25 protein-coding genes and 1 pseudogene are annotated in these 23366 nt (G+C 60.0%); 15 read left to right on the top strand and 11 right to left on the bottom strand.

What is annotated here, in order from left to right; translation table 11 throughout:
* Positions 1 to 8 precede the first annotated feature (8 nt).
* Both ACRQ1B_RS24190 and ACRQ1B_RS24185 read left to right on the top strand, forming a co-directional pair.
* Positions 9 to 590 carry a DUF1349 domain-containing protein gene (locus tag ACRQ1B_RS24190; protein ID WP_432296685.1) on the top strand — a complete coding sequence of 194 codons (582 nt, stop codon included), beginning with the start codon at positions 9 to 11 and terminating at the stop codon, positions 588 to 590.
* A gap of 39 nt (positions 591 to 629) precedes the next feature.
* Entirely contained in the window at positions 630 to 1208 is a 579-nt protein-coding gene (locus tag ACRQ1B_RS24185) for a sugar O-acetyltransferase (protein WP_432296684.1), read from the top strand.
* A gap of 229 nt (positions 1209 to 1437) precedes the next feature.
* Here ACRQ1B_RS24185 and ACRQ1B_RS24180 read toward each other — a convergent pair whose 3' ends face one another.
* Positions 1438 to 2187 (bottom strand): SDR family oxidoreductase, encoded by a 750-nt coding sequence (locus ACRQ1B_RS24180; protein ID WP_432296683.1) that lies wholly within the window; start codon positions 2185 to 2187, stop codon positions 1438 to 1440.
* A 74-nt stretch (positions 2188 to 2261) separates the two neighbouring features.
* On the opposite strand from ACRQ1B_RS24180, the gene ACRQ1B_RS24175 reads away from it, so the two are divergent.
* The 4 genes from ACRQ1B_RS24175 (at position 2262) to ACRQ1B_RS24160 (ending at position 5557) form a co-directional block, all read left to right on the top strand.
* Positions 2262 to 2657, top strand: a complete 396-nt coding sequence (locus tag ACRQ1B_RS24175) for a winged helix-turn-helix transcriptional regulator (protein WP_432296682.1) — start codon at positions 2262 to 2264, stop codon at positions 2655 to 2657.
* Between the two features lie 319 nt (positions 2658 to 2976).
* A complete protein-coding gene (locus tag ACRQ1B_RS24170; protein WP_432296681.1) occupies positions 2977 to 3900 on the top strand; it encodes a LysR family transcriptional regulator in 924 nt (307 codons plus the stop codon).
* A gap of 103 nt (positions 3901 to 4003) precedes the next feature.
* The gene (locus ACRQ1B_RS24165) at positions 4004 to 4750 is read left to right on the top strand and encodes an SDR family NAD(P)-dependent oxidoreductase (RefSeq protein ID WP_432296680.1); all 747 of its coding nucleotides are present in this window, start codon (positions 4004 to 4006) and stop codon (positions 4748 to 4750) included.
* A 48-nt stretch (positions 4751 to 4798) separates the two neighbouring features.
* Entirely contained in the window at positions 4799 to 5557 is a 759-nt protein-coding gene (locus ACRQ1B_RS24160) for an SDR family NAD(P)-dependent oxidoreductase (protein ID WP_432296679.1), read from the top strand.
* 114 nt (positions 5558 to 5671) lie between these two features.
* On the opposite strand, the pseudogene ACRQ1B_RS24155 reads toward ACRQ1B_RS24160, so the two are convergent.
* Together ACRQ1B_RS24155 and ACRQ1B_RS24150 are read right to left on the bottom strand one after the other, a co-directional pair.
* Positions 5672 to 6213: pseudogene (locus ACRQ1B_RS24155) on the bottom strand (FMN-dependent NADH-azoreductase).
* Positions 6214 to 6372: 159 nt separating this feature from the next.
* Entirely contained in the window at positions 6373 to 7032 is a 660-nt protein-coding gene (locus ACRQ1B_RS24150; protein WP_432296678.1) for a GntR family transcriptional regulator, read from the bottom strand.
* Between the two features lie 244 nt (positions 7033 to 7276).
* Here ACRQ1B_RS24150 and mdcA point away from each other — a divergent pair, with 244 nt between their 5' ends.
* The 8 genes from mdcA to ACRQ1B_RS24110 all read left to right on the top strand — a co-directional run bounded on the left by mdcA (position 7277) and on the right by ACRQ1B_RS24110 (position 14528).
* Positions 7277 to 8932 carry a malonate decarboxylase subunit alpha gene (mdcA, locus tag ACRQ1B_RS24145; RefSeq protein ID WP_432296677.1) on the top strand — a complete coding sequence of 552 codons (1656 nt, stop codon included), beginning with the start codon at positions 7277 to 7279 and terminating at the stop codon, positions 8930 to 8932.
* A 15-nt stretch (positions 8933 to 8947) separates the two neighbouring features.
* Positions 8948 to 9838: a triphosphoribosyl-dephospho-CoA synthase gene (locus ACRQ1B_RS24140; RefSeq protein WP_432296676.1), complete on the top strand. Its 891-nt coding sequence runs from the start codon at positions 8948 to 8950 to the stop codon at positions 9836 to 9838.
* Between the two features lie 13 nt (positions 9839 to 9851).
* Complete coding sequence (locus ACRQ1B_RS24135) at positions 9852 to 10145, top strand: malonate decarboxylase subunit delta (RefSeq protein ID WP_432296675.1); 294 nt, start codon at positions 9852 to 9854, stop codon at positions 10143 to 10145.
* Positions 10142 to 11017 (top strand): biotin-independent malonate decarboxylase subunit beta, encoded by an 876-nt coding sequence (locus tag ACRQ1B_RS24130; protein ID WP_432296674.1) that lies wholly within the window; start codon positions 10142 to 10144, stop codon positions 11015 to 11017. Before ACRQ1B_RS24135 ends, ACRQ1B_RS24130 begins: the two co-directional genes overlap by 4 nt.
* Positions 11014 to 11844 carry a biotin-independent malonate decarboxylase subunit gamma gene (gene mdcE, locus ACRQ1B_RS24125; RefSeq protein ID WP_432296673.1) on the top strand — a complete coding sequence of 277 codons (831 nt, stop codon included), beginning with the start codon at positions 11014 to 11016 and terminating at the stop codon, positions 11842 to 11844. Before ACRQ1B_RS24130 ends, mdcE begins: the two co-directional genes overlap by 4 nt.
* Before the next feature lie 162 nt (positions 11845 to 12006).
* The gene (locus ACRQ1B_RS24120; protein WP_432296672.1) at positions 12007 to 12951 is read left to right on the top strand and encodes an AEC family transporter; all 945 of its coding nucleotides are present in this window, start codon (positions 12007 to 12009) and stop codon (positions 12949 to 12951) included.
* A 10-nt stretch (positions 12952 to 12961) separates the two neighbouring features.
* The gene (locus ACRQ1B_RS24115) at positions 12962 to 13597 is read left to right on the top strand and encodes a malonate decarboxylase holo-ACP synthase (protein WP_432296671.1); all 636 of its coding nucleotides are present in this window, start codon (positions 12962 to 12964) and stop codon (positions 13595 to 13597) included.
* Positions 13598 to 13601: 4 nt separating this feature from the next.
* Positions 13602 to 14528 carry a malonate decarboxylase subunit epsilon gene (locus ACRQ1B_RS24110; protein ID WP_432296670.1) on the top strand — a complete coding sequence of 309 codons (927 nt, stop codon included), beginning with the start codon at positions 13602 to 13604 and terminating at the stop codon, positions 14526 to 14528.
* 233 nt (positions 14529 to 14761) lie between these two features.
* Here ACRQ1B_RS24110 and ACRQ1B_RS24105 read toward each other — a convergent pair whose 3' ends face one another.
* Positions 14762 to 14968: a hypothetical protein gene (locus ACRQ1B_RS24105; protein WP_432296806.1), complete on the bottom strand. Its 207-nt coding sequence runs from the start codon at positions 14966 to 14968 to the stop codon at positions 14762 to 14764.
* A 63-nt stretch (positions 14969 to 15031) separates the two neighbouring features.
* Between ACRQ1B_RS24105 and ACRQ1B_RS24100 the strand changes: the two genes are divergently transcribed.
* Positions 15032 to 15220: a hypothetical protein gene (locus ACRQ1B_RS24100; protein WP_432296801.1), complete on the top strand. Its 189-nt coding sequence runs from the start codon at positions 15032 to 15034 to the stop codon at positions 15218 to 15220.
* Between the two features lie 267 nt (positions 15221 to 15487).
* On the opposite strand, the gene ACRQ1B_RS24095 is transcribed toward ACRQ1B_RS24100, so the two are convergent.
* The 7 genes from ACRQ1B_RS24095 to ACRQ1B_RS24065 all read right to left on the bottom strand — a co-directional run bounded on the left by ACRQ1B_RS24095 (position 15488) and on the right by ACRQ1B_RS24065 (position 23320).
* Positions 15488 to 16819 (bottom strand): NAD(P)/FAD-dependent oxidoreductase, encoded by a 1332-nt coding sequence (locus ACRQ1B_RS24095; RefSeq protein ID WP_432296669.1) that lies wholly within the window; start codon positions 16817 to 16819, stop codon positions 15488 to 15490.
* Positions 16820 to 16857: 38 nt separating this feature from the next.
* Entirely contained in the window at positions 16858 to 18030 is a 1173-nt protein-coding gene (locus ACRQ1B_RS24090; protein WP_432296668.1) for an NAD(P)/FAD-dependent oxidoreductase, read from the bottom strand.
* Between the two features lie 69 nt (positions 18031 to 18099).
* Positions 18100 to 18462 carry a cupin domain-containing protein gene (locus ACRQ1B_RS24085; RefSeq protein WP_432296667.1) on the bottom strand — a complete coding sequence of 121 codons (363 nt, stop codon included), beginning with the start codon at positions 18460 to 18462 and terminating at the stop codon, positions 18100 to 18102.
* Between the two features lie 28 nt (positions 18463 to 18490).
* Complete coding sequence (locus ACRQ1B_RS24080) at positions 18491 to 19813, bottom strand: NAD(P)/FAD-dependent oxidoreductase (protein ID WP_432296666.1); 1323 nt, start codon at positions 19811 to 19813, stop codon at positions 18491 to 18493.
* Positions 19814 to 19876: 63 nt separating this feature from the next.
* Positions 19877 to 21478, bottom strand: a complete 1602-nt coding sequence (locus ACRQ1B_RS24075) for an ABC transporter ATP-binding protein (RefSeq protein WP_432296665.1) — start codon at positions 21476 to 21478, stop codon at positions 19877 to 19879.
* Between the two features lie 7 nt (positions 21479 to 21485).
* Positions 21486 to 22358 carry an ABC transporter permease gene (locus ACRQ1B_RS24070; protein WP_432296664.1) on the bottom strand — a complete coding sequence of 291 codons (873 nt, stop codon included), beginning with the start codon at positions 22356 to 22358 and terminating at the stop codon, positions 21486 to 21488.
* Positions 22359 to 22369: 11 nt separating this feature from the next.
* Positions 22370 to 23320 (bottom strand): ABC transporter permease, encoded by a 951-nt coding sequence (locus tag ACRQ1B_RS24065; protein WP_432296663.1) that lies wholly within the window; start codon positions 23318 to 23320, stop codon positions 22370 to 22372.
* Between the last annotated feature and the right edge of the window lie 46 nt (positions 23321 to 23366).

Raw genomic sequence — 23366 nt, 5'->3', positions numbered from 1 at the left:
AGCCGCACATGCAAACACTCAAAGATGGTCACTGGCATAACCAGCCACAGACTTTCACCGTCACGAATGATGAACTTCTGGTGACAACCGACCCGAACACCGATTTCTGGCGCCAGACGCATTATGGATTTGTCCGCGATAATGGTCATTTCTATGCCTTCGAGACGGCAGACGGGTTTACCGCACAAGTCCGGATCCAGGCCCGCTTTGACCACCTTTACGACCAGGCGGGCCTCATGGTCAGGATCGACGATCGTCGCTGGGTCAAAACCGGGCTAGAGTTCTCAGACGGGTACGGGCTGCTTGGCAGCGTCCTGACCAACGAGACCTCGGATTGGGCAACGGGACAATACACCGGCAACCCGTCCGACTTCTGGATGCGCGTGACTGTCCAGGACGGCGTATTGAGGATCCAGGCATCCAGCGACGGCAAGATGTGGCCATTGGTGCGCCTCTGCCCGTTCCCAGAAGTTTCCAAGTATTTCGTTGGCCCCATGTGCTGCACGCCGGAACGGTCGGGTCTGGAAGTGCGGTTCTCTGAATGGCAGCTCGGTCCGGCAATCGGAAAAGACCTCCACGACCTCACGTGACCCTCGCGGTGCCATGCCGCTAAAATGAAAGGAAGACCTATGAAAGAAATGGAAAAGGCGGCCGCTGGCTTGCTCTACGACGCGAACTACGATCCCGAAGTCCTTGCCCAGCGCGATACTGCAAAGAACGCCCTGTTTGAATTTAATCACACGCCGCCCAGTCAAGGCGAAAGGCGCCGCGAGATTCTTCGTTCGCTGATCGGCAAGACGGGCGAGAATTTTGTTATCGAGGCGCCCTTCCACTGCGATTACGGTTTCAACATTTCTCTCGGAGAGAATTTTTACGCCAACGTGAACCTCGTCATCCTCGATTGCACGAAGGTGACGATCGGTGACAACGTGTTCATCGCGCCAAACGTCCATATCTGCTGTGCCGGCCATCCCCTCGATGCAGAACGCCGGAATAAGGGGCTCGAATACGCCTATCCTGTCACGATTGAAGACAATGTCTGGATCGGTGCTGGCGCACAGATTCTCCCAGGCGTAACGATCGGTCAGGGCAGCGTGGTGGCCGCCGGCGCCATCGTCATCAGGGACGTGCCACCGATGACGTTGGTCGGCGGAAATCCTGCGCGTATCATCCGGCAGATCACGGAATCGGCCTCGGCGACGCGATAGAGCTCTCTGACGACCGCTTCGTTTGTTGGCGGTACTATACGCCCGAGATTGTGCTCGCCCCGCTAGGGGCCTTGCCATGAGCGCAGCGGCTCCACTCAACTTCGTACGGTAATGAAAAGTCTTCACTTTAGTTTCTCCAAGTTGCAACAAGCACCAAGGCGTTCAAAGTCGGACAATTCGATTTGTGACGGGGAGTGAGCTGCGCAGAGGAGCGAAGGAGACAGGCTTGTCAAACCTGCGCCAGTCCGCCATCGGCGAACAGTTCGCTGCCGTTAACGAAGCTGCTTTCGTCTGACGCCAGGAACAACGCTGCCGCGGCGATCTCGTCTGCTGTTCCCATTCGACCCAGCGGGATTTGCGCCTCCATCGCCGCGACGAAAGCTCGGTCCTCTTCATCGCTCGAGGAAAGTCCATGCAAGCCCGGCGTCGAAGTGGCTCCGGGCACGAGGACGTTCACACGGATTCGTCGTGGCGCAAGGTCCATAATCCAGTTGCGAGCAAAGCTGCGGATCGCTGCTTTGCTCGCACCATAGACGCTGAAGGCCGGTGACCCCGTGCTGGCAGCGGTCGAGCCGGTCAAAATGACCGATGCGCCGTCCACGAGCAACGGCAGCGCCTTTTGCACCGTGAACAGAGTTCCTTTGACATTCGTGTTGAAGGCTTGGTCGAAATGCTCCTCGGTGACATCAGGGAGCGCAAGAAACGCGCCGCCTCCCGCATTTGCGAATAGTACATCTATGCGGCCAGCCTCTTCGCGTACGACTTCGTACAGCCTGTCGAGATCAGCCAATTTCGCCACATCGCCTTGCACGCCGCGCGCCATGCCCCCCACCTGGGCCACCGCCGCATCGAGTTCTGCCTGTCGACGACCGGTTATGAAAACGCGCGCGCCTTCTGCCGCGAACCGCTTGGCACTCGCAAGTCCGATGCCGCTGTTGCCGCCTGTAACTACCGCAACCTTGCCCCTGAGCCTGTTCATATCGATCTCCTCTATCTGAGGTTCAGTATATGGGTTATACCGTCGATAGTGATAGAACCCACCAAAAGGTAAGTATGAAAAATCTGGTACGCATGAACGAGACCGATTGCGGGTTGGACGTCGCGTTGGTCGTGATGGGCGGTAAATGGAAGACGCTAATCCTCTATCACCTGCGCGGCGCACCGAAGCGATTCGGCGACCTCAAGCGGTTGGTCAGGGGCATCAGCGAAAAGGTGCTCATTCAGCAACTACGAGAGCTGGTGCTTGCCGAGGTGCTAGTCCGCCACGATTATCAGCAAGTGCCGCCAAAGGTTGAGTACACGATCACGCCGTTCGGAATGACGCTCGTCGAAGCGCTACTTCCTCTTTGCGAGTGGGGAAATGAGCACCGGGGGCGCGTAGAGGCGCTATTCCTCCACCGATCGCCGGAGCATCGGATACGGCTATCTTCCCTGGACGCTGAACCCTGATCTGTTCGGTCGAGGGGCGGCCCTCGCATCCGAGTATCGCGGACAGGCTATCGCCCTTGCCGTCAAAGCGGCTGTTGAGGGAGGTCGTGGAGCCGACGCAGAACGCGACGGGCGTGCGGCCAGTAATTTCGTGAGACTGCTACAGTAGATCGTGACGGCGCCTCCATGATGCGTGCCGCCGTGTCGGAGGCCTAAAATTTCCGCCGATGTTTGCGACCACCAGTGTCCGCTTCAAGCCGGAGGTAGAATGGACGCGATGCGCCAGACAGTCATCGCCTCGGGCTAGCCGATAGACCTGTGCGCCCTATTCTCTTCAAGAATGGATAGGCTCGCAGGATTGCAGTTCTTTGTTCGTGTCGTTGAGAGTGGAAGCTTCTCCCAGGCTGCCCGCGAGCTGGGGGTTGGGCAGCCGACAGTCAGCAAGCAAATCGCGGCGCTGGAACGTCGGCTTGGCGCACAATTGCTCATCCGAACGCCGCGTGCGCTGCGACCGACATCAACGGGCCTCGATTTTTATCAGGCCGCCGCTCGCCTCCTGGGCGATCTGGATGACGCAGAGAGCCGGGTGGGCGATAGTCACGACCGACCAAGCGGTGCCGTTCGGGTCGCAGTCCCGCCGATCCTCACGAGCATGGTGATCGTGCCGAAACTGCCCAATTTCTATCAGCGCTTCCCCGATGTCACCGTCGAGTTCGTCGTTTCGGAACGGTATGCCGACCTGGTCCAGGAGGGTCTCGATCTCGCCATCCGTGTCGGCCACCTTGACAGCTCCGGACTCGTCGCGCGCCGGATAGGCTCCATGCGGATCGCAACTGTTGCAAGCCCTGCTTACTTGGCTCGCCACGGCGTGCCGATGAGGCCTTCGGACCTTGCCGATCACCATCTCCTGCCGAACCGATATCTTGCCGCAATCATCGACTGGCAATTTACCAATTGCGAGCGGAATACGCTGTCCCCGGGCGCTGGGATGTTCAGCGCCAATAGTCCTGCTGACATGCGCGCAGCCGCTCTTGCCGGTCTCGGGATCGTCCAGAGCGCCCGAACCCTGTTTGAAGCTGATCTTCGTTCCGGCGAGCTTATCGAATTGCTCGTCAATTTCGTTACCGATCCATTTCCCCTCCATGCGGTCTATAGCAGCAGCCGGATCCCGCATCGGGTAAGGGTCGTAAGCGACTTCATCATGCAGTGCATCGATGAGGAGCCAAGTCTCCGTATTCACGGTGCCTATTCCATCAGGGAATAGAAGTTAGTCCCGTTACGGCCTTCCGCAACGTTCGAGACGAACTAGCTCTGTGGAGACAAGCCCACGCACATTGCGAAGGCATGCAGCGCAGAGGATGTCAAAAATGCAAGAGAAGATGACCGCCCTGGTAACCGGGGCCAACAAAGGACTTGGGAAGCAGGTCGCCAGGGAACTGGTCAAAAACGGCTACGCCGTGCTCGTCGGATCGCGTGATTTCGCAAACGGGCAGAAAGCGGCCGAAGAGATCGGCGATGGCGCAGTGGCCATCCAGCTCGACGTGACAGATGCGCAGAGCATCGCCAATGCTGCCGAGCGCATCAAGGCCGAATTCGGCCGTCTCGACCTCCTGATCAACAACGCCGGGATCGTCCAATCAGGGCGTTATGGATCGGGTGAGGAAGTCATTGCCGCGAGCGTGGCAAGTGTTGCGCCGGTGGACGAAGTCCGCGCTGTCTTCGAGACGAATGTTTTCGGTGCGCTCGCCGTTACGCAGGCGATGCTACCCCTGATCCGACTGTCGTCCGCTGGACGTATTGTGAATGTTTCGAGCGGAGTAGCATCGCTCACCCTCAACGCCGATCCGAGTTTCCCTTTTCGGCCTTCGTACGGCGTCACCTACTCCGCCTCCAAGACCGCACTTAATGCGATCACAATGGCGCTTGCCATCGAACTTGAGGATTCCGGCATCAAGGTTCGGGCGGCTGGCCCAGGCTACACAGCAACCGCCATCAACGATTTCCAGGGCACGGACAGTGTCGAGGTTGGAGCCCGGCCGCTTGTCCTCGCCGCGTTGGACATGGAAAGCCCGACCGGGAGTTTCACCGGGCCCGATGGGGCTTATCCCTGGTAAACTTCCGCCAACGCTTCCTGGAAAATTAGGATATATTGGAGAAAGCAGATGGCTGACAACAACAGTCCAGATGAGGTTCTCGGCAAGGTGGCGATCGTCACCGGGGCGGCAAGCGGTATCGGACGCGCGGTTGCCGAACTGTTTGTCGAACGAGGGGCCATGGTGGTCGCTGTCGATAAGGACAAGTCCGTAGACGGAATGGCTTCCGCCAACCTCGTGCCGCTGGTTGCCGACGTGACGATAGATGGCAGCGCTGAAAAGGCCGTCGCTACCGCCATCGAGCGGTTCGGCAAGCTCGACATCCTCGTCAACAATGCCGGCTACATCAACTACCAGTCTGTGGTCGATACGACCCGCGAGGAATGGGAAAAGGTCATGGCGATCAATGCTACCGGCTATTTCCTGTTTTCCCGGGAGGCCGCCAGAGCGATGCTTCCCAACAAACAGGGGGCCATCGTCAACATCGCCTCCTACGCCTCCTTCTTCGCGTTCGAGGGTATTGCACCCTATGCGACCTCTAAAGGCGCGGTCGCGCAATTGACCAGGGCGTTTGCACTGGAGATGGCTCCCCATGGCATCAGGGTCAATGCGGTTGGCTCGGGAGACGTGGTCACCAACCTGCTCCATACCTTCCGCGATGACGGCCGGGAGTTTTTGGCCGACCACGGAAAGGCTGCGCCCATTGGGCGCTCAGCCGAATCGCGTGAGATCGCCGAGACCGTCGCGTTCCTCGCATCGGACCGTGCAAGCTTTGTTGTCGGATCGATATTCATGGTTGATGGCGGCTTCAGCGTTCAGATTGCTTGATGCGAAATCTGAAACAAACCAGCCTGACAACACGAAAGAAATGCGAAAAGCTGGACCGGTCCTTCGTCTTTAAAGACCGGTCCAGTCGAGAAACACACGGTGATTTCCAGGTGTTTAGCTCAACGCCAATTGTTTGATTTGCGCCGCGTAGCTGTCTACGAAATCATGCATCGTGGACTGGTCCATGTCGACGGATTTGGCATTTTCGCCGTGAATAACGGACACATCGGTAATCCCAATGACATTCAGGATCAGCTTCCTGTAATTATGGGCAATATTGCGGTGCGCGATCGGGGAGCCTTCGCTGTAAGCGCCGCCTGATGCGATGATGAGGGTCGCCTTCTTACCGGTTACCAGTCCCGCACCGTCGAAGCCGAGCGTAAGCCCCTTGCGTACAATGTGATCTACCCAAGCCTTGAGGCTGGCGGGAATATTGTAATTGTAGCCGGCGTCGAGATTACGATCTCGTCTGCATCCAGCAGCTCCTGCACCAGGGTATTGGACAGAGCAAGTTGTGCCGACATCTCAGGTGTCAGCGCCTGCGGCGGGGTGAAATAGGCGGCGAGCCAATCCATGGTGACATGGGGCAACACATCCTTAGACAGATCGCGGGCGACGACTTGGCCATCCGCATGGGCGGCTTTCCAGTCCGACATGAACTTATCCGTGAGATTGTGGGATACGGAGGCAGCACCACGGGGGCTGACAAGCTGCCGAATCGACTGCATGGCCCTGAGCTATTGGCTTCAGTGCGAAACCTAGCGTGATCGCGTGCCTCAACTGATCACCTTTTTGTCTGCTCAAAGCGCCTTGTATCAGCCCCGTTGCTGAGAGCGCAGCAGGGCCGCGAAATCGTTGAAGCCGCTGCCCTGCACCTGAACGTGATCGCGGGCGATGCGGGCTGCATCGTCGTGGCGAGTTTCAAAAATGGCCGCCACCAGCGCCTCGTGCTCATCCAGCGAGGAGACGATGCGATTGGGAAGGCGCAACTGTAAGCGCCGAAAAGGGCTAAGCCGGAGCAGCAATGCATTGCATTGCTCCTGCAGATATAGGTTGTGGCTTGCTCGGTAGATCGACTGATGGAACTCCTCATTGCGGTGATAATAGGCGTCGGGCGTGTCGTTGAGAGCGGCGCTGCGACAGTCCTCCAGCGTTTCGGCAATCGCGACGCGATCGACATCCGTCAGCCGCCGGGCGGCGAGCCGGGCGGTTGCGGCTTCCATTTCAGCCATAACCTCGAACATTTCCAGCACGGTCTGCGGCTCGACGCGCGGAACGATTGCACCCTTGCGCGGCAGGATTTGGATAAGCCCTGCGGCGGCAAGCTTGTGGAGCGCCTCCCGCACCGGGGTCCGCGACGTGTCGAAGCGGGTAGCCAGTTCCACCTCCTCCAACCGTGTTCCGGGCGCAATACGACCTGTAACGATGTCGTCCTCCAGGCTTTCCTGAATATGTTCCGAGCGTTTGCGTGTCACGTCGCCACTCCTTTTCCCCGTCACCACCCTCATTATGCGGGCAGATAACCTACAATGTCGACGTTAAGCAAGACGCGACCAAATGTGCATCGATTTATTGTATACAAGGATATTGCATAAAAACACAAAAAGAGTACGTTTGGACGCATCCCAGCCGTTTGGCCGGGTTCACGAAGCAGCGCCTCAAGGGCTCGACACGTCGTTGGCACGCGCTTCATCCTCTTCAATGACCGAGGATGCCATTATGGATATTCAGACACTTGCTCCCATGGAGCGCTCCTGGACCACCCGTCGTGATGAAAAGAAGAGACGGCTGAAGGCCGCGGCTTCGTACCTCGACGGAAAGATCCTGAAAGCCCGTGATATCGTCGCGGCGCTGGAAACCATCATTCAGCCCGGCGACCGCGTCGCGCTGGAAGGCAACAACCAGAAACAGGCCGACTTCCTCTCCCGATCGCTTGTTCAAGCCGATCCTGCCAAGCTTCACGACATTCATCTGCTGATTTCCACGATCAGCCGACGTGAACATCTGGACCTGTTCGAACGCGGCATTTGCCGCAAGCTGGATTTTTCCTTCGCCGGGCCGCAAAGCCTGCGGGTGGCGCAATTGCTGGAAGACGGCAAACTCGAGATCGGCGCGATCTACACCTATATTGAGCTCTACGCCCGCATGTTTGTCGATCTGACGCCGAATGTGGCGCTTGTCTGCGCGGTCAAGGCTGACCGCCACGGCAATCTTTACACTGGTGCCAACACCGAAGACACGCCGGCCATCGTTGAAGCGGCGGCATTCCGCCACGGCATCGTGGTCGCGCAGGTTAACGAGATCGTTGATGAACTGCCGCGTGTCGACATTCCCGCCTCCTGGGTGGACATGGTGGTAGAAGCCGACAAGCCGTTTGCCGTCGAGCCGCTGTTCACCCGTGATCCGCGCCATATCGGCGAGTTGCAGATCCTCATGGGCATGATGATCATCCGTGGCATCTATGAGCGTCACGGCGTGACCGCCCTCAACCACGGCATCGGTTTCGACACGGCAGCCATCGAGCTGCTGCTGCCGACCTATGCCACGTCGCTCGGCCTCAAGGGCAAGATCTGCAGGAACTGGACGCTCAATCCGCATCCGACGCTGATTCCGGCAATCGAAAGCGGCTGGGTCGATAGTGTCCACTGCTTCGGTTCCGAAGTGGGCATGGAAGATTACATTCGGGCCCGTTCCGATGTGTTCTTTGTCGGCAATGACGGCAGCCTGCGTTCCAACCGCGTGTTCTGCCAGCTGGCCGGGCAATATGGCGTAGACCTGTTCATCGGCTCGACCCTGCAAATGGATGCCGACGCCAATTCCTCGACCGTCACGCTCGGCCGTCTGGCCGGTTTCGGCGGCGCTCCGAACATGGGTAGCGATCCGCATGGCCGTCGCCATTCCAGCGAGGCATGGCTGAGCCTGATGACCAAGGACGAGCCGATCGCCCGCGGCAAGAAGCTGGTCGTGCAGACACTCGAAACCTTCAAGGCAGGCGGGGAACCGGCTTTTGTCGATTCGCTTGATGCCATCGAGGTTGGCAAGAAGAGCGGCATGCCGATCGCACCGGTGATGATCTACGGCGACGACGTCTCCCATGTCGTAACTGAGGAAGGCATCGCCTACGTCTACAAGGTGGATGGCGAGGAACGCCGCGAGGCGATTGCCGCCATTGCGGGTGCAACCGAACTCGGGCGCCGGGCCAACCCGAAAAAGAGCGCCGATCTTCGCGCAAGAGGCATTGTCGCCCTTCCCGAGGACCTGAATGTCAGCCGCAATCAGGCCAACCGGTCCCTGCTCGCGGCGCGCAGCATCGATGATCTCGTTGCCTGGTCCGGAGGTCTCTACACGCCGCCGCCGCAGTTCAGAAGCTGGTAAGCGGAGGTCACGGTGATGACGATAGCCTTCGCCCACGGTGGCGCGAATGCCACCAAGCCCGCCCCGCTCAACAGCCCGAGAGCCATATGGCTCGCCGACCGGGCCGTCGAGGCGCTGATCGACGAGGTCGAGCTTGGCCCCAAGCCCGCTCTCGTCGACAGCCGGGGTTCCGGTGCCCATGACGACCTGACGCTCGACAGCATGTGCCGCTCCGCGCGGTCGCTGCATCCGACCTTCCTTGCCATGGCGCTTTGCGCCGAGGGCCGAGTGCCGGATCGTTCGTTGCGTGAGGATCTGGCGGCCATCGGTCGCGCCGGCGAACCGGCGATGATGGCGGCCACCGGTGGCAGCAATGCCCACCGGGGCGCCATCTGGGCGGTCGGCCTTCTGCTTGCGGCCGCTGTCATGCGCCCCCGCAACCGTGCCAGCGATATCGCCGCTCTGGCCGGCAGGATTTCACGCCTGCCGGACCGCTTCATCCCCTCGGCTCCCTCACATGGGCAGAGGGTGGCAGCGAGCTATGGCGTGCCGGGCGCACGCGGCGAGGCGGCATTGGGCTTTCCCCATGTTGCCGACGTCGGATTGCCGGCCTTGCGGCAGGCTCGGCGTAACGGCGTGGGTGAGCAATTTGCCCGCCTCGATGCGCTGATGGCGATCATGGCCAGCCTCGACGACACCTGCCTGCTGCACAGGGGCGGCAAGCCGGCGCTCGATCTGGCAAAAGCCGGTGCTGGCCGTGTGCTCGGCCTCGGCGGAAGTGCGAGCGAAGCTGGCATGTCCAGGCTCCTGCGCCTGCATGACGAACTGATGGCGTTCAACGCCTCTCCGGGAGGGGCCGCCGATATGCTGGCGGCCACTCTTTTCCTCGATCGGGTTGCCAGCGCTGCTGCGCCAACCCGCAACTGATGGAGATATTCCTATGGAAATCCTGAAATACGATTATCCGGCCGCGAAATCCGCCTTTGCCGGAAAGGTACATGTCGGCGTCGTCGGCTCCGGTGATCTGGAGGTTCTGATCGAACCTTCGAAAGATGGTGTGGCGCATGTCGTGGTGACCACCAGTGTCAATGGCTATGCCCAGATCTGGAAGAATGTCATCGACCGGTTCTTCACCGAGTTCGACGGTGCAGCATCCATTGAGATCAATGATTTCGGCGCGACGCCCGGCATGGTCGCCCTGCGTATGCGCCAAGCTGTGGAGGCCTCGAAATGAGCAACGCCCAACAATCGCGCCCCGACTGGGAGCAGTTCCTTTCCCGCAAGAGCTTCATAGAACTGAGTGCTGCAAAACGCGCCTCCTCGATCCTTGATGAGGGAACCGGCCGTGTCCTGCTTGGCCCGTTCGATCGCCTGACCTCGCCCTGGCTGCCGCAGCAGGGCATCGTTACCCAGGCCGATGACGGTGTCGTTCTCCTCAAGGGCAAGATCGACGGCAAGCCCGCCATCATCGCCTCCATCGAAAGCGCCTTTCAGGGCGGCAGCATGGGTGAAGTCGCCGGCGCCAAGATCGCCGGTGCGCTCGAGCAGGCGCTGAAGGATCATGAAAACGGTATCCCGATCCAGCCGGTCATCCTGTTCGAAACTGGCGGCGTGCGTCTGCAGGAAGCCAATCTTGGCCTCGCGGTGATTGCTGAAATCCATGCGGCGATCGTCGCTCTGCGCTCACATGTGCCGGTCGTCGGCGTCGTTGCCGGCATGGTCGGCTGCTTCGGCGGCATGTCGCTTGCGGCCTCGCTGTGCAGCCATCTGATCGTCACCCGGCAGGGCCGTATCGGCATGAACGGCCCGGAAGTGATCGAGCAGGAAGCCGGTATTCAGGAACTGGATGCTTCCGACAAGAAGCTGATCTGGAGCCTGATCGGCGGCGAGCAACGTTATGCAATCGGTCAGGCCGATACGCTGGTCGAAGACGATGCGGACGCCATTGCCAAGGCGGTTCGTGCCGCCTTCCGTCAGGGTGTCGTTGAGCAGCCGCGCAGCGCTTGTGTCGAGGAATACCTGGCCAAGCTTGAAGCTTTTGATCCCGCCGGTCCTGCCGAGCCTCTGGCTCTGCGTGCCGCATGGGGAAAAGGAGAAACGAAATGAGCAACGCTCCTCTCAGCCGTGGCCGCCTGTGGCTCGGCCAACTGACCAATACCGATGGCGAAGCCGCCTTTGGAAAGCCTTCGGTTCTTTATGCCGATGCGCCTCTGGGTAAAGACACCGCCCGTTTCATCGCCGTGGTGCCGGATCCCGACAACCGCTTTCCGCGTGCCCGCAACGGCGAAGTCGGCCTCGAACAGGGCTGGATTCTCGCCAAGCTGGTGCGCGAAACCATCGCCGCCGACAGGAATGGCACACCCCGGCCAATCGTTGCCGTCGTCGATGTGACGAGCCAGGCCTATGGCCGCCGTGAGGAAATGCTGGGCATCCAGCTGGCCTGCGCGGCCGCCGCCGATGCCTACGCTCAGGCGCGTCTTGCCGGCCACCCGGTCATTTCGCTGCTCGTCGGCAAGGCCATGTCCGGTGCCTTCTTGGCACAGGGTTATCAGGCCAACTGCATCGTTGCCCTCGACGACAAGGATGTGCTGGTCCATGCCATGGGCAGGCAGGCCGCAGCCCGCATCACCCGCCGTCCAGTTTCCGAACTCGACGAAATGGGCGAGAAGGTGCCGCCGATGTCCTACGACATCCGCAACTATGCCAAGCTTGGCATGCTGCACGGGCTGATCACCGGTGTTGATGCCGGCCAGCCATCGGCAGCCGATATCGGCAAGGTCCGCGACGTGCTGGCGGCCTGCGTCGCCGATGTTCGCCAGAGCGGCAAACGCGATCTCAGCAATCGCCTGACATCCGCGGCGGCGCAGAATTTCCGCGCAGCTTCGATAGAGGTTCGCAAACGGCTCGCGGCCCAGTGGGCTGACGCCGTCTAAACCGATGAGGGGCGGCACTCCTGAGGATAACGCCGGGGTGCCGGCCGTCCTGCCCGGTCAATTTTTCCGGCCATCGGCAGAAGGTCCTGTTTTTTAAGAATTTTTCCTCACATCAATCAATCTACCGCGGGGTAACCCGGCGGTCAGGGAAAGGGTATTGCTATGTCCATGATCATAGCCTCGGCGCTTGTGCCGGTCTTTTTCGTCATGCTGCTCGGCTATTTTGCCGGCAAAAGACGTATCGTCGACAACACCAACATCGCTTCGTTGAACCACACGCTGATGATGTTTGCCTTGCCGGCTGCATTGTTTACGGCCATTGCGCGGACATCGCGTGAGGTCATCGTCCAGAACGCATCGCTGATGCTCGTACTCGCCATCGCACTGCTCGCCGTCTTCATCTTCATGGCGGTCGTTCAGTACAAGGTCTTGAAGATGTCTCAGGCGGATGGCGCCGTCCAGACATTGACCGTCGCCTTCCCGAACTTCGCCTCCATCGGCCTGCCGCTTCTCGTCAGCGTTTATGGTGGCGATGCGGCGCTTCCGGTGGCCGTTGCGATTGCAACTGGTTCGGTCACCATCTCGCCACTGACATTGACCCTCTTGGAACTGTCGAAGCAGGATGGCGCCGGCAAGTCAGGCATTGCCCGTTTTCTCGGTGCGCTGCGCAAGTCTGTCTCCAAACCGATCTTCATTGCGCCGCTTCTGGCCGTCATCCTTGCCCTTCTTGGCATTCACATGCCGCCGCTGGTCGACAAGTCGCTTGGCGTCATCGGTGCGGCAACCGCCGGCATGGGCCTGTTCCTCACGGGGCTGATCCTTTCCGCACAGCCGATCCGCATCACCGGCAACGTCGTTCTCGGCGCCGCGCTGAAAAACATCATCCAGCCGCTGATCGCGCTGGCCGTCGTCAAGGCACTGCATGTTCCTGAACCGCTTGCCGGTCAGGTCGTGCTTCTGGTGGCCATCCCGGCAGGCTTTTTCGGCCTCGTCTTCGGCGCCGGTTATGGCTCGCGCCCGGCTGTCGCCGGGTCGACGCTGGTCGCCTCGTCGCTGCTCAGCATTGTGACACTTGCCATTGCCATCGCCTTTATGGCCCCGAACTGAGGGTGATCCCATGAACGTCTCCGCAGCCGCTTTCAGACCCCATGATATCGTCCGTTTCGACCCTTCGGCGCTGAAGGCGCAGGAGGTGCCGGGATGGTGGGCGGGGCAGCAGGCGGCTGCGGCCTTTGCCGTGATCAGACGGGCCGACGAGCGCGACAAACTGCTGCCGATCGGCATCCGGGGAGAGGAAAGACATCAGCGCTGGGGCGGTTGGTTGGACCGAGCCGCCATCATCGAACGGCTCGAACCCGAAGCGCTCGTTCGCCGTATCGGCCGGCTGCCGACCGAAAGGCTTGCAATGATTTCCGCGCTTGCGGCCCTGCGAGAACTGACGCGGCAGTTGCCGCCAGCCGGCTTGCGATGGGGTCCGACGGGCAGTGTCGGTTTTGAACTGGCAAGCGGGAGACCGACAGCAAAGCCGAGCAGCGATCTCGACCTCATTTTTCGTGCCGACACGCCGATCAGAAAGGAAGACGCCCGCAGCCTTCTCGCCCTCACGACCCGTTTCGGCGCGCGCTGCGACATGCTTCTGGAAACACCCGCCGGCGCCACCGCCCTTATCGAATTTGCCGATACTGCCGGCCCGGTCGTCGTTCGCACGGCCACCGGCCCGAAACTTCTCGCAACGCCATGGTCAAAGGAATAGCACGATGACAACATTTTTCTTTCCCGGCCAGGGCGTACAGACAGCCGGTTTCCTGCATGCCCTGCCCGACGTGGATGGCGTTTCCGAAACGCTCCAGGAAGCCGCCGAAGCATTGAAGGCCGATCCGCTCAGCCTCGATAGCGAGGAGTCGCTCAAGTCCACGGTCAATGTGCAACTCGGCCTGCTGATTGCTGGCACGGCCTGTGCCCGGGCCCTCATATACCGAGGCGTATTGCCCGACGGCGTTGCCGGCATATCGATCGGCTCGTTCGGTGCCGCGGTTGCCGCTGACGCCATCGACTTTGCGGATGCGCTGGCGCTGGTCAAGATGCGGGCGACGCTGATGGAGTGCAGCTATCCGACAGGCTATGGAATGGCAGCTTTCGGGGGGCTTCGCCAAGCGCGGCTTGAGCAATTGGTAAAACTTGCCGAAGGCGCCAACGAACCGCTTTATCTGGCGAACTTCAACGCGGCGGCCGAAATCGTCGTGACCGGGGCCAGCTCGGCGCTGGAACGGCTCATCACGCTGGCAAAGGACGAGGGCGCAAGACGTGCCCAGCGGCTGGACGTAAGTGTGCCGTCGCATTGCCCGCTTCTGGCACCTGTTTCAACGGCGCTTTCCAAAGCCATCACGCAATACGACATCCGCGCACCTAAAATCAATTACGTCGGCAACCGCACGGCGCGCCTTCTTCGCGACGCAAACGCCGTGACCGATGAGCTGGCCGGCAATGTCAGCCATCCCGTCCTGTGGCACGATTCCACCACGCTGCTTTACGAACTGGGAGAACGTCTGTTTATCGAGATGCCGCCGGGCAACACGCTGACCAATCTGGTGCGCGACGCTTTTGATGACTTGGACGTGAAATCGATGAACGACACGCCCATCGACACCATTGTCTACATGTCGGGAAAGCAAAAGAATGCATAGGCGCCTTTGGGAACGTAAAGTTTCAGCACTCCCAAAGGTACGGGCGGAGATGTCGCGTTAGTTGCGGCTTAGCAGTTGGTAGCTAATCCGCCGCCATGACGTTATCGGCAATCAGCTTGCCGGAGAGCCGCTAAAAAGGGGGAATTCTCCCGGCTTGCCGCCGATCACCGATGGTCGGAGCCGATCTGGACATAGCCACGTGAGGAAAGGTCGCGAGATAGATCTGTAATGCCCTATTTTCTCGACACCAACATTATCAGCAAAATCACCAAACCAGAGCCTTCGACATAACTGATGACATGGATTGCCGAGCAGGCCGACGATGACTTGTGAACCGCTTCGCGCACTGTCCCGAAATACACCGAGGAATACTTGAGAAGCCGGCGGGAAATAAGCGAGCCGCCCTTGAAGCCTGGTTTGCCGGCAACGAAGGGCTGCATTCGCTCTTTGCTGGTCGCATCCTTCCGTTCGACGAAAAGGCAGCTTTGGCCTGGGGCCAGCTCATGGCACACGGAAAGGCGACGGGCCGCCCACGAAGTGCCTTGGACACAATCGTGACTGCCATTGCGCAATCCAACAGCTGCATTGTTGTCACCGATAATGAACGAATTTTCAGGGGATCGAGATTATTGGTTAGGCTCTTGAAAAGGTATGAACCTTCGGCCCATCCACCGCGCATCATAAACGACTGATATATCGATAACTTAGAGTGGTTTGACGATAATTTCTCTGTAAAGAGCTGCAGTTCGAACACAAATGCGCGGCGGTATAATCAACAGCCAGATGGTCGAAATCATTTTTATCTCCCAACGCAGTCTCTCGGATCAACATGCACCCGCTTGGCTCCTGCGCCGATTTCTTTTCTCCCTCTCGTTTCTGGCAGGGGCGAAAAGATGCAGCCGGGAAAAGCTTCATCTGGCATCGGTGGAACGCGGGAACCATATTCGGAGCACACGAATTTAGAAGCCGCTGATGATTCTAATCTTTGTGCCATCGTCAAAGCGGCTGAAACGGAAATTGTTCGGGTCAACGAGTGGCGGCGCGCCGGTAACAATGTCGGCCATCAGTCGACCGGCTGCGGGACCGATACCGAAACCGTGGCCGGAAAAGCCCGTCGCGATGAAAAATCCCGGTACGTGATCAACGCCTGAGATAACCGGAATTGCATCGGGCGTAACATCAATCTTGCCGGCCCAACGTTGGGCCACCTCGGCCTTTTCAAAAACAGGGAAAGCCTTGCGCAGGTTCGCCAATGCCTTGTCCTGCAGGCTGAAGGACGGCTTTGGATCGAGAACCCGATTATATTCGAAGGGAGAGGCCTCATCCATCTTCCAGCGTCGTGGCAAACGCGCCTCATCGAGGAAACCGAGGCCTCCGCGTAACATCAGCGAGCGCCATTCGTGCCCCAATGCCGGCAGGAACTCGCGGAAGAAACGAAAGCTGTCCGGCACAATGTCGACGATGTTTTCGAAACCGTTGGCAACAGTGTAACCGCCATCCTGTCGTTTGCGGATGGCAAATCCGTTCGTCCAGATTGCCGATTCCGGACCGCCTTCCAGCGGTTTTGTGCGGATGACCGAGTTGATGACCCTCAGCTGCGGCAGACGGATGCCGGCATTGCCGGCAAACAGGCTTGACCATGCGCCACCGGCAAGCACGGCCGCATCACAGGCAATGTAACCGCGCTCAGTAAAAACACCGCACACCTTGCCGCCCTTGGTATCGATGCCGCGCACGGCACATTCCGTCATCACATGGGCGCCACGATCACGGGCAGCCTCGGCTATAGCAGGCGCTGCCTTCTGCGGTTCGGCGCGGCCATCGACCGAGGTGAAGAGAGCGCCCTTGATATCGAGTTTCGAGCCAGGATTCATCTCCGCAAACTGCCGCGGCGTCAGCATTTTGGTATCGAGCTGATACCCTTCGAGATTGATCATCCAGCGCTCGTGATCCTCCACTTCCCTGTCGGTCAGGCAGGTGAAGGTGATGCCGGCGCGGTTATAGCCGACGTCGCGACCAAGCCGCTCGTTCATGCCCGGCCATATTCGCAGGGCTTCTGCCATCAGCGGCACTTCGCGTGGATCGCGCCGGGTAATGCGCACCCAGCCCCAGTTGCGACTGGATTGCTCATGACCGATGCCGCCCTTCTCGCAAAGCGCCACCTTGTAACCGCGCTCGACCAGTTCGAGTGTCGTCGACGCACCAATAATGCCGCCGCCGATGACAACGACATCCACTTTCTGCGGAAGATCCGTATCTCCATGAAACGGAACGACAAAGGGACCGGGCATTTTGAAAAGCTCCTGAAAATTCTGATTGTTATTAAGATTTAGCCGTGAAGCTCAAGCCTTGCCTGAGGGCTACGCACGCCAAACCGATTGAACCTGAATGCCGAGAGATCATGTGCGGGCAGACGCCCGGTCACGAGATCGGCAAGAATTTGGCCTGTGACAGGCCCGAGGCAGAAGCCGTGTCCGGAGAACCCAATGCCGACGACAAGGCCATCAATGCCGGGCGCATGATCGAGCACCGGCAGGGCATCGGATGTCAGGTCGAGAAGCCCCGCCCAGGATTGCTCGATCGGCGTTTCGGACAGACCGGGCAGAAGGTCATCGAGCTTGCCGATGATCTCGCCGAGACTGGACAGTGGCGGGCGGATGAGCGGGCGCTCTCCGGCATCCGTCTTCACTGTCTCCATCGTTCCTTGCCAATCCAGCATGCCGCTGGTGATGCGCAGCCGTCCGTTCGCTTCCTGGCGACCTGCCCAGTCACCGCCGCAGACGCCGATCACCTGATCGAGCACCGGGGCGATCGGCACGCTGCGGATAACCGCCACCATGGGCGTGCGGATCGGAACGTTAAGTCCGAGCGGTTCCAGCAATGTGTTGCCGAGGACACCACCAGTCAGGACAGTGCTGTCGACCGACAACCGGCGGCTCGCGGTCCGGATGCCGGCGACGTTGCCGCCGGATACTTCGATCGCCTCGACATTCTCCCCCATGAGCATTTTCACGCCAAGACGTGTGAGCGCCGCCATATAAGCGGCACTGACTGCCTGCGGATCGGCGTGACCATCGCTCGGGCAGAAGGATGCCCCCAGAATTTCTGGCGAAACCGCCGGGGCAATGTCGCGCACGGCCTGATTATCCGGCAGGAATGAAAGGTCGAGGCCAGCGGCCTGCTGATCGGCGACCATGTCGCGTATCTGCCCATATTCCGCTTCGTTGCGGGCAAGCCGCAGATTGCCTTTGCGCGTGTAGTGGGTTGGGCTGCCGAGTTCTTCATGCAGTGTCTGCCAGGTGGCGACAGCGTCGATGGCGAGCGGCATTTCGGCGGGGTCGCGACCCGATTGCCGCACACCGGCAAGCGTCCAGCCCGATGCCATGGCCGCCGGACCAAAACGATCGATGAGAACCACGCTGGCACCGGTTTTTGCCAGCGCATAGGCCGTCGCGCAGCCGCTGATACCGGCGCCGATCACGGCAACATCGAACCTGTCCATTCTTTTGTCTCCCCATCGCCTCGCAGGCCTGATCCGGCCGCAGCTTTGCGCGCTGCGGCCGGCAAAAAATCAGGCGTTGCCCGCGCCGCCCTTGGGCACGACCATCGCAAACTTGCGGAAGGGCGAAAGCACCGTCAGCGAGATCGACGCGTTGACGGGAATGGTGACGATATCACCGGCACCGATGCGGCGGATTTCGCCGCCGGCCACCTGGCAATCCGCCTCGCCTTCCATGACGACAAAGGTTTCAGCCAGCGGGCGTGCGGGATAGGCGTAAGTGCCCGGAGGCGCGATCCAGACGGCCGCCTTGGTGGCGATGTCGGCATCACCTTCATCGACCCAGATCATGTTGCGGTAGGACTGGGTTCCGTCCTCGGCCTTGGCGGCTTCCATGAGGCCTGTGTCGTCGCTGACCTTTGCATAGATCGTCATCTGTTCTTCCTTTTTTCTTTGGAGGATATCAATGGTGAGGGGGAAGCTCGACGCCGCCACGCCTGCTCATGAAATTGTCGACGAAGCGCATCTCGCGCAGCTTGTAATTGGGGCCGTAATCCATCCACCACGGCGCTTCCTGAAGCGGTTCGACTGGCAGATCGAGGTCCTGTTCGGCAACACCGGTGGCCCAGTCGGCCAGAATGCCGCCCAGCATCGTACCGGTCGGCACACCTCGGCCGGAGAGGCCGGTCAGCGCCACCACGCCAGGCGCCAGCCCATAAAGGCGCGGCACGGTTTTGTATTGCATGTCCAGTTCGCCGAACCAGAGATAATCCCAGCGGATTTCCTCGGTGATCTGCGGATGCAGCCATTTCAGCTTGTCTGTCATCACCTTGCGTGTGTGGTCGAGGTCCCGGCCGCGCGGCCCCATGAGGAACATTGAGGCGATGATGCGATTGTCGGCCGACCATTTGTAGCAATAGAAATCGCCGCGACCGTCGATCATCGAGGTGTTGCGTGGCAGAACGGTCTCACGCAGCTTGTCCGACAGGGGATTGGTGGCGCAGACATAGACCGGCAGGATGCGGAAACTTTTTTCAAGTTTCGGCCAGCCATCGACCGTATAGGCGCCGGTGGCAAAGATCACCTTGTCGGCGATGATATGGCCGTTGCTGCTTTTCACCTTCCACGTGTTGCCAACCCGCTCGCAGCCGGTTGCCGGTGAACCGGTATAAAGCGACACGCCTTCCGAAATGACGGCGCGGGCAAGGCCGCGGGCATATTTCAGCGGGTGAAGATGTGCACCCTCCTCATGCAGCCAACCGCCATACATGCGCGGCGAACCGGTGATGGCGATCGCCTCATCGCGACCGAGAACGCGAGTGCGCGCGCCAACGGCGTTGTAACTGTCGGTCTTGTGCTGAAGATGCGGAACATGGCCTGGCCGCATGGCACCGATCACGAGCCCGTTCTGCACCCATTCGCAATCGATATCGTAGTGGCTGATATATTCGGCCGCCTTGTCGGCAGCGCGGGTCTGTCGCTGGATCAGTCTTTCGGCAAATGGCTGGCCGACCAGCGCGCGCACCTTGTCCAGTTCGTAATAGGAGAAGGTAGGGCTACAATGTCCGGCATTGCGCCCGGAACCGCCGTAACCGGCCTCTTCACGCTCAAGCATCGCGACCGAAACGCCTTTTTTTGCCAGCTCGATCGCCGTCGTCATGCCGGTATAGCCGGCACCGACGATGCAGACATCGACCTTCTTTTCTCCCGCGAGACGTCCGGTATCAGGAGCGGGTGGTGCGGATGCGAACCAGTAGGATGCATCAAAGGGCGAAAATTTTGGCATGTCTGATCCTTCCGGCTGTATCTGCTGATGAAAAACTCATGGAAATCTCACACCCAGCCACCATCAGGCGCTCCACCCCGGAATGGCTTCGACGAGACTTTTCGTGTACGGGTCTTTTGGCGCTGAAAAGAGTTCGTGGGCAGGTGACAATTCGACGAGGCGTCCCTGCTTCAACACCGCGATCCGATCGCAGATCTGGCTGGCAACGCGCAGATCATGGGTGATGAACATCATCGAGATGCGGGTTTCCTGCTGGATCTCGTCGAGCAGTTGCAGCACCTGCGCCTGAATGGAAACGTCAAGGGCCGAAACGGCTTCATCGGCAATCAGAAGAACCGGGTTGAACATCAGCGCGCGGGCAATGCCGATGCGCTGACGCTGGCCGCCGGAAAATTCGTGCGGATACCGTTCAAGCGCCTGTTCGGGCAACCCTACCCGCTTCAACAACCGCACTGCGTTGGCTCTGGCCTCGGCAAGCGAGGTGCCAAAACTCATCGGCCCGCAGATCAGCGAATGTTCGATCGAATGGCGCGGGTTGAGCGAGGCGAACGGATCCTGAAAGACCATCTGGATATAGGGTCGCTTGGGCCGAAAGCTGCTTTCCTTCAGCGGCACAACGTCCTCGCCATCGAGAATGATCTGTCCGCCATCGCTATCGAGCAGTTTCATCACCATGCGCCCGAGGGTGGACTTGCCGGAACCGGATTCACCCACGATCCCGATCGTCTCACCCTTGCGCAATGTCAGGCTGACGCCATCAAGCGCCTGTACGACACGAGCTTTGCCGAAAAGGCCCCCGCCGGTCTTGTAGGTCTTGCGCAAATCCTTGACGTCGAGAACCGTCGGCGCATCCGCGCGCACCGCTTTGCGCGGCTCCGTGCGCATGGTGGGAATGGCGGCCAGCAGGCGCTGGGTATAGGGCTCGCGCGGGGCGCGCAGCACCGCATCCGCCGCCCCCTGCTCGATCAGCCTGCCCTTTTCCATGACGATCACCTTGTCGGCGATATCGGCCACCACGCCGAAATCATGGGTGATGAACATCACCGCCATCTTCTTCTGCCTTTGCAGGCGCTTGATGATGTCGAGGATCTGCGCCTGCGTGGTCACGTCGAGTGCCGTGGTCGGTTCATCGGCGATGAGCAGATCGGGATCGAGCGCCAACGCCATGGCGATCATCACGCGCTGGCGCTGACCGCCGGAAAGCCGGAACGGATATTGATGCGCCATGGCAGGAGGGTTCGGCAGACCGACCATATCCAGCAGTTCTATGACACGCGCCCAGCGATCCGGTGGCGCGACGTCCGGATGTGTCAGCATCACCTCTTCGATCTGCTGGCCGACCGTCATCAACGGATTGAGGGCCGACAGGGGATCCTGAAAGATCATCGACACGACGCGGCCGTTGACACTCGATCGCTCCTTTTCGCCGAGCGACTGGATTTCCCGATCATGAAGACGGATCGTACCGCTTTCGATCTTCAACGGTGGCGGCAGAAGGCCCATCACCGCATTGGCGGTCACCGATTTTCCGGACCCGGATTCACCGACGATGCAGAGGATTTCTCCGGCCTCCAGCGTGAAGGATATGTTCTGGACGGCATGGGGGCGATCGGCGACCAGCGGCAGGCTGACGGTCAGGTCGGTTACGGTCAAAACAGGGGTCATGGCTGCCTCACTTTCCGTCGCCGTGGACATCGAGCGCGTCACGCAGCCCGTCGCCGACGAAATTAAACCCGGTCACGGCAAGCGTGATCGCCATGCCCGGCACGATGGCAAGCCAGGGCGCCTTGTCGAGATATTGCTGGGCCCCGTTGAGCATGTTGCCCCAGGAGGGAAGCGGCGGCTGGATGCCGTAACCCAAGAAGGAGATATAGGCTTCCAGCAGGATGGCGTTCGCGATTGTCAGGTTCGCCGAAACGATGATCGGCCCCATAACATTGGGCAGGATTTCCCGGAACATGACGCGGTTTGGCGCAAGACCCAGCATGGTTGCCGCCAGCACGAATTCGCGGTTTCTGAGCGAGCGGACTTCCGCATCGACCACGCGGGCGACCTGCATCCAGCTGGTGATCGCGATGATGACGGTGATCATCAGCGGGCTCGGCTTGATGAAGGAGGCAAGTGTCAGCATCAGGAAGACGCTCGGGAAGGCGAGAAAGCCATCGACGATGCGCATCAGCACGGCACCGATACGCCCGCCGTAATAACCGGACACGGTTCCGACCAGCACACCGATCACGGTGGAGATCAGCATGGCTGCCACGCCGGCAGTGAGTGACACCCTGCCGGCCATCAACAAACGTGCCGCGACATCGCGTCCGAGCGGGTCTGTCCCAAAGATATGGGCGCCGGTCAGGGGCGGAGCGTTGCGGGCGCGCAGATCGATATAAAGCTGATCATAGGGAATGAGCCATGGTCCGACGATACTGGCGAGGATGAGTATCGTGACGATAAAGAAACCGATGACGGCCAGCTTGTGGCGCATGAAACGTGCGACGACACGGTTGCGCGGACGCGGCGGAAGGATGAGATCTGCGGTTGCCATTGTTTGTCTCCTCATGCCAGCCGGATACGGGGATCGACAAAAGCTGAGCAGAGATCTGCCAGCAGGCTGCCGATAACTGTGAGGATCGCGGAAAACATCAGCAGGCCCATGATCACCGGGTAGTCGCTGTAACCGAGACTATCGAGGAACAGCCGCCCCATGCCCGGCCAGGTGAAGACGGTTTCGGCGACCAGCGCTCCGCCCAGCAATTGCGGGATCTGCATGCCGGCCAGCGTGATCATCGGCAGGAGTGCATTGCGGGCGACATGGCGGCGCATGATGGTTCTTGTCGGAACACCCTTGGCCCGCGCCGTTTTGACAAACTCCTGCCCGATCGCCTCCAGCATGGAGGAGCGCATGTAGCGGCTCCAGATGGCGATATTGACGAGCGCCAGCACCATGGATGGCAGGATCAGGTGATGCACGTAATCGAGAAACGACTGGTCGCCGATCGTGTACATGTTGCCGGCCGGGAACCAGCCGAGATTGAGCGAAAAGATGTAGATAGCGACGAGGCCGAACCAGAATGTCGGGATGGAAAGCGCGACCATGGTCGCAATCGTCATCGAATAGTCGAACACCGAATAACGCTTGATCGCGCTCTTCATGCCGATCCACACACCGAGACCGATGGCAATCGCCGTCGATGTTCCCATCAGAAGCAGCGTGGCGAACATATGGCCGCCGATGATCGAGAGAACCGGTCGCCCGTCCCGGAACGAATTGCCCCAGTCACCGCGCACCAGCCCCCAGAGCCAGTCGGCATACTGGATGAAGATCGGCCGATCGAGACCCATTTCATGGGCAATGCGATCGAGATCCGCCTTGCTGATACCCGGCGTCAGCGCAAATTTCGACATCGGGCCTCCCGGTGCCAGCATCAGCACGCAGAAGCCGATCAGGGAAACAATCAGGAACAGGACAAGGCTTTGCCCCAATCTGCCAAGCAGAAAGCGCAGCATTTCGCATCTCCGTCGTCGCGGTCATGTGGGGAGGTAGCCGGGCCCG

This window comes from Endobacterium panacihumi, from assembly GCF_050847465.1.
Classification (GTDB): Bacteria; Pseudomonadota; Alphaproteobacteria; order Rhizobiales; family Rhizobiaceae; genus Neorhizobium; species Neorhizobium panacihumi.
This window is presented reverse-complemented; position numbering and strand designations above follow the sequence as displayed.